This is a genomic window from Bacillus sp. P4_D3, assembly GCF_056401855.1.
Genome location: NZ_JBFUIN010000193.1, coordinates 1 through 5,864, shown reverse-complemented (window position 1 = coordinate 5,864; position 5,864 = coordinate 1). Strand labels below are relative to the sequence as shown.

The window sequence follows — 5,864 nt, the reverse complement described above, 5'->3', positions numbered from 1 at the left end:
GATAATAAGTGATAAAAAAAATACATCAATTTTTTGTGAATTTGCATCCAATATCATTTATATTAGTTATGGTAATTTTAAGCTATTTAATTACCAGGCCATTTATTTTATTATTACCAGAAATACAAAGGAATCCTTCTCAGAATGAACCTATATATATTCAAATTGTATCAGTTTTAATTATGGCTCCTATAGTAGAAACTTTAATTTTCCAAGTTTTTTTATTCTGGATTCTTCGTTGTATTCCCTGGATTCGTGAACATGATTTATTAATAATTTTAATTGCAGCATTAATGTTTGGTTTATATCATCCATTTGGGATAACTTATATAATATGTATTACAGTAACAGGAATTCTTTATAATTATGCTTATTTGATTTATTATAAAAAAAATGAAAAAGCATATGTTACAGTATCTGGATTTTGGATTGTGTTTTGGATACATGAGATAGATAATATAATTTCTCTTACAATACAAAACCTGTATTTTTAATAAATTAGGCCTAGTAGGGGTCAATTTATCTAGAAACCTATACCCCTCCTTCAGATTCCACTAATGAAGCTTCTTATTCACATAAGTTGGATAAGAAGTTAGCTTTTCGTTTTTGGGGTATCTCGTTTTCCTTAGCTTGATGGTGATGGGGTTCAGCCAGCAAAAAAATGGAGATAGTTAACAAATATCTGTTTTTATAGTTTATAGGTGAACATAACTACACTTTTATTTTACATATCTAAATTACTATTGAATATAAGTATATGCGTTTCTATAAGAATCCCTCATTCTTCTTTATTTACCTATATTTATATTTTGACTAATTTATTATGATATGGATCTTGATTTAAAGTGTTTTGTACAAAATGTAAACTGACAATAAAGTTATTTAATTTTAAATATATATAAGTAGTCGACATAACCCGACTTAACGGTAGTATCCTAAAAAGTTAGCTTTTTCGTTTTGGGGTAGTTTATTTTTTTAAGATGATAGCGATGTAGTACCATCTCTTAGGGGTCCCGCCAACCAAATGACATAAAACCCACGCTAAGACATTTTATGGAAGATAAAAAGCCGATTTTCCTACGTTAAGGGGAAAATCATTCCTTCTTGAAGAGAGGGCTGTGTAACAATGGAACTAGGGGTTCAGCCGAGATACGTGTAAAAATAGGTCATAGTGATACAATATTTACCAAATGATTACTTAGGTTGTCAAAATGAACATTTTTGCTATAAACAGCAATATTAAGAAATAGATTATTAATATTGTTGATTTAATTATAGATAGCAACAAGAAATATAGATACAGGAGTAGGTAGAGAATATCAAATAACCACCTACTCAAGGGGATTTATTGGTTTAAAACATAGCTGTTGTAATCAACTTGTCTTCTTCTCTTTATTCACTGGTAGTTTTCTTTGAGACAGTGAGGACAATAAATAAAACAAGCCTGGTAAGATGATTATTACACCTGCAATTCCATATATCTGCCTTATATTCATATGTAAGAAGGATGACGATGCGAACACTATGCCTATTGGCATAGTGATTCGGAGAAAGAGCAAACGAACAGCGCTAAGCTGGGGTAGACGATCTTTAGGGGCTTCACGCTGAAAAGCTGCTGCACTTTGAGCATTAAAAAGTGGAAAAGCAATCCCTCCGAATAACTCACATATCCAAGCTAATGGTATGGAATGAACAAAGAACAATAGTACAAAGGAGAGACCTCCTCCGATTAAACCAAGATACATAGTTTGAGGTGTTTTAGGAACCCGCGTAAGTAAGACCATTCCTAGTGCATAGCCGATTGGGAAAGCACCAGAAAAGATGGCATATTCCCATGAGTGACCGTTAAGTTCTCCTTTAATAAACGGAATACCAATAACCATTGCTGCTCCTACGGCAAACTGGACGGTGGAGGAAAGAAGAGATAATTTTAAGAGATAAGGATACTTGAAGAATATACGGTACCCTGTTTTCATTTCAGCCCACCAAAACTTTTTTGACCAGGTATCCACTTTCTCTGTACTTCTTATAGGAATCTGTAAGAGTGAAAGAAAACTGATAAAGAACATAATAGATGAAAAAACATAAATAAAATGTACAGGACCTACTAGTAGTAACAAAGATGTAGCTCCGGGAGCGATAAAGCTCATAAGGCGAATGGTAGCATCTAATAATCCATTTGCCTGAGTAAGCTCCTCTTCTTTACAAATATCAGGGAGCAGGGAAAAAGAAATGCTAGCATAGATGGGCTGCACCAGTCCCAAGGTACATTGTAGAATAATCAATCCTAGGATGGTTCCTGTGTACTTATCTGTGATATATCCAACCAGAGGAAGAAGGTATGCAAAGGAACGAATAAGTTGTATGTTACGAAGCACCTTCTCCTTTACAACATAATTGAGAAAGGGAGTGCTTATACTTTGTAGAAGCAAAGAAGGAATAAAATAAATAAGCCAAAGTGCTCCCATCCATTCCTTAGAACCTGTGACTTGATATAGTAACAGTCCATTTAGAATTCCGCCAGCCGCCCCACCAAATTCCGATACAACTTCTCCCATCCATAATGCCTTAAATGATTTAGAGTACGTCTTCATATGTCATCCCCAAGGTACTGGGTAAGACGTCTGGAAAAGTGAGTGAACTGTGTTGGATTGGCGGAATATATCCCTTTATCAGCCTTAATGAATTTGGCAGCTTTCAATAGTGAAAGTTGATGATGCAGGGTAGTCTTTGAAATATTGAATTGGGTGCTCATCTCTTGGAGGGATGAAGGTCCTCTTAACAATTGGTATAGCAATCGTAAGCGAAGTTCATCTCCTAATGCTTTATGACCGCGAACAAGATCAGTAGGTGGTATCCCGGGTTCTAGCAAATATTCGTCCCTCAATGGATAAAAGAATAATTTAGTGTCCGAAGTTCTTTTCTCTAAAACCCAGGGGCGATATGAAACATGAGGAATCAGTTTGACAGTCCAAATAGATGGTTCTGGTTGATATCTCACTCCATCCGTAATACGTTCAATCTCCTCAACAGGTCTAGTAACATCCAATGAATCATGTTGTTTTTGTTCAAAGGATAATGCTTTATTCCACTTCTCCCATTCCTCTTGCTGACTTATCCAGCTATGCCATTCTGTAATCGCTTCAATAAAAAGGACACATAATTCCTCACGGGAGTAACGAGCTAAACTTCGAATGTATCCACATAAATAATCATGGTCATAAAAATGTGTAGCATATTCCTCAAATGAGGCTAAGCTATGACGGAAAGCAGCAGCCTCAACAGCTTTTTTTCGTAAAGGTTCAAGCTCCCGACCTCCATATGGCAAAAGAGTTTCATATATACAGTCAGCTGAGAGGTTATAAAGGTGATTCGAAAAATCTGAAACAGATGATGAAGAGAATCTGTTTTGAAGCATAAGCAATCCGTACCAGAAGTTAGTCTCTTGTATCACTTGTAGAACATCTATAAGTGACGTAGGCATAGAACTCTGGTCTGTCAGCCATTTCTCGTCTAAATCAAATGTATGTCTAATTCGTGCATGTGTGTATCCTGCTATGCCTAGGATAACTTCCCAAACGGGTGAAGATTCTACCTCCAGGGAGATAGTTTCAATCAGTTGTGAGGAATACGTTTGTTTCATTTAAAAGCCTCCTTTCTATTTATAATATATATTCTAAAATATCAGAAAATAAAATTCAATAATTTTTGAATTTTATTTTTTAAAACTCTATAATAACTTTGTTTTCCTTAAAATGTATGTGCTATTCCGATAAGAAATAATTTTACATATATTTTAATGAGGCTAATTTGGAAGGAAGTTGATAAACAACTGTAACAAAAACGACAATTTTCTGTACACAGGCTAAAGTAAGTTGGAAAATGTCATCCTTTTTAATTTGATGCAGATAAACTTTTGGGAATATCCATACAGGATTAAAGGAACAGATTTATTTAACAAGAACGTGTAATCATTTTCTGTAAAATCATTGTAATATTTGTAATGAAAAGTTTAAAAAATAGAAATTAGCCTTTAATTCTAACAGCATTTTTAAACTTATGATGAGTTTTTAAGAAAGAGTAAACCAATTGCCTTTAACGTGATATAAAAGAAAAAATTAGGACCTTTATGTGTGTTAAATGACTATAAATAGCAATGTTTAGGGTATTCAAGTTTATTTCAATTTAAAGTGATTTTAACACCGGTGAAACAACAATTTTTAGAATTATTAGTACAATTAAAGTATAAAATTTAATTGTAAAGAAGGGATCATTTTGAGAGAAACAATTAGTAGTTATGAAGATTTATTAGAGATGTTAGATTCATTATTACGTGAACCAACTCAGTTTTGGGATGATTTTTATTCTAATCGTGAAAAAGGAATCCCCTTTTTTGCTAATAAACCAGATGAGAATTTAGTGAAATATTTTGAGGGAAAATTACTTAATCCAGGAAAAGTCCTGGAACTCGGATGTGGTCCAGGCAGGAATGCAATTTACTTTGCTAAAAAAGGATGTTTAGTTGATGCAGTAGATTTATCGCAAGAATCAATTCAATGGGCGACAGAACGAGCGAAAGAACAAAATGTAAATGTAAATTTTATTTGCGACAATATTTTTGACTTACAAATTGAAGAGGGAGCATATGATATTGTGTATGATTCAGGATGTCTTCATCACATTGCTCCACACAGAAGAATAAGTTATATAAATTTGGTAAAAAAAGCTTTAAAACCAAATGGGCATTTTGCAATCACTTGTTTTGTTCAAGGTGGAGAATTAGGTGGAGCAGACATAACAGATTGGGAAGTATACAGACTACGAAGTCTTAAAGGAGGACTAGGATTTACAGATGAAAAGCTAAGAACCATTTTTAAAGACTTCTCTGAAATAGAAATACGTAAGATGAAAGAAATTAAACAATCAAATGAAGTATTTGGTGTGCCTGCGCTATGGACAGCCTTATTTATGAAAGAGTCTACTAAATAATGAAAAAAGATGTATTACTATAAGTAAATTATATTATTTATTTTCACTAGCAAGGATTACATAAAAAAAATAGCCGACTCCTTAACGTACAGGGATTCGGCTATTTTTTGTCTAAAATGTGTCTAAGCGTACAATTTTCCCAAAATGATATGGTGACCCCATGCCCATCAACTTAAGAAAATAGATTCACCCCAAAACGAAAAAATGAGCTTTTCTGTTAAAAGTTAGCACAAAATTTCGTTCTGGGGGTATTTGTTTTTCTTAGCTTGATAGCGATGTGGTGCTACCCCAACCAGAGAAAAAGTAGGATTTCTCATAGTAGGGGTACAGCCGCACACCCATCAACTTAAGAAATATGACTATCCTCAAATGTAAAAAGCGTTATTCTTTTTGTGAAAATATACAAAAAGGATGACGTTTTTTCTGGAGTGTGTGAAAAAGGATCGTTCCTTCTTCATGAAGTAGGTTTTTTGCTTCATTTAGAAATGTTGATATTGTATTCAGTCCTTTCTATATATTATAATAATATTATGTATTGGTATTATTAGGAAATAAGATGAGGGATGTATTTGACTAAAAAGAAGGATTATACTCGTTTTTATTTTCTCTTTTCTAGTAAAACATCTATTATACATTTTAATTAACGGAGTGATAAACATGGGTCTAAAAGAACAAGCAATGAAAGACTTTCAAGAGAAAATATCTTCAACTGAAAGTATACAAGGAATGATCACCACTTATTATGAAATACAAAATGGAGTATCTGCTTTAGTAGGAATACCAAATGCAAATTCTACTCCTGTGAAAGGTATTTTAGCTTATACTGAACAACAGTTGTTATTTTATAGTGAAATACTTGGAAGTCTCCCTATATC

The 5,864-nt window shown here is 33.4% G+C and carries 4 protein-coding genes and 1 pseudogene; 3 read left to right on the top strand and 2 right to left on the bottom strand.

Features of this window, described 5'->3' with window-relative positions; translation table 11 throughout:
- Positions 1–68 precede the first annotated feature (68 nt).
- Positions 69–494, top strand: coding sequence for a CPBP family intramembrane glutamic endopeptidase (locus tag AC1DTM_RS16770; protein ID WP_477000519.1), 426 nt, complete (start codon positions 69–71; stop codon positions 492–494).
- An 879-nt stretch (positions 495–1,373) separates the two neighbouring features.
- Here the strand turns inward: AC1DTM_RS16770 and AC1DTM_RS16765 are convergent.
- Positions 1,374–2,594 carry an MFS transporter gene (locus AC1DTM_RS16765; protein WP_088099324.1) on the bottom strand — a complete coding sequence of 407 codons (1,221 nt, stop codon included), beginning with the start codon at positions 2,592–2,594 and terminating at the stop codon, positions 1,374–1,376.
- A complete protein-coding gene (locus tag AC1DTM_RS16760; RefSeq protein WP_088099323.1) occupies positions 2,591–3,643 on the bottom strand; it encodes an ArsR family transcriptional regulator in 1,053 nt (350 codons plus the stop codon). The genes AC1DTM_RS16765 and AC1DTM_RS16760 overlap by 4 nt, the downstream gene beginning before the upstream one ends.
- Before the next feature lie 632 nt (positions 3,644–4,275).
- On the opposite strand from AC1DTM_RS16760, the gene AC1DTM_RS16755 reads away from it, so the two are divergent.
- Both AC1DTM_RS16755 and AC1DTM_RS16750 read left to right on the top strand, forming a co-directional pair.
- Complete coding sequence (locus tag AC1DTM_RS16755; protein ID WP_088099322.1) at positions 4,276–4,989, top strand: class I SAM-dependent methyltransferase; 714 nt, start codon at positions 4,276–4,278, stop codon at positions 4,987–4,989.
- A gap of 657 nt (positions 4,990–5,646) precedes the next feature.
- A pseudogene (locus tag AC1DTM_RS16750) lies at positions 5,647–5,864 on the top strand (hypothetical protein); the annotation flags it as partial.

Coding starts and splice junctions, on each gene's coding strand:
- AC1DTM_RS16770 (WP_477000519.1), top strand. CDS start 69: ATGGTAATTTTAAGCTATTTAATTACCAGGCCATTTATTTTATTATTA.
- AC1DTM_RS16765 (WP_088099324.1), bottom strand. CDS start 2,594: ATGAAGACGTACTCTAAATCATTTAAGGCATTATGGATGGGAGAAGTT.
- AC1DTM_RS16760 (WP_088099323.1), bottom strand. CDS start 3,643: ATGAAACAAACGTATTCCTCACAACTGATTGAAACTATCTCCCTGGAG.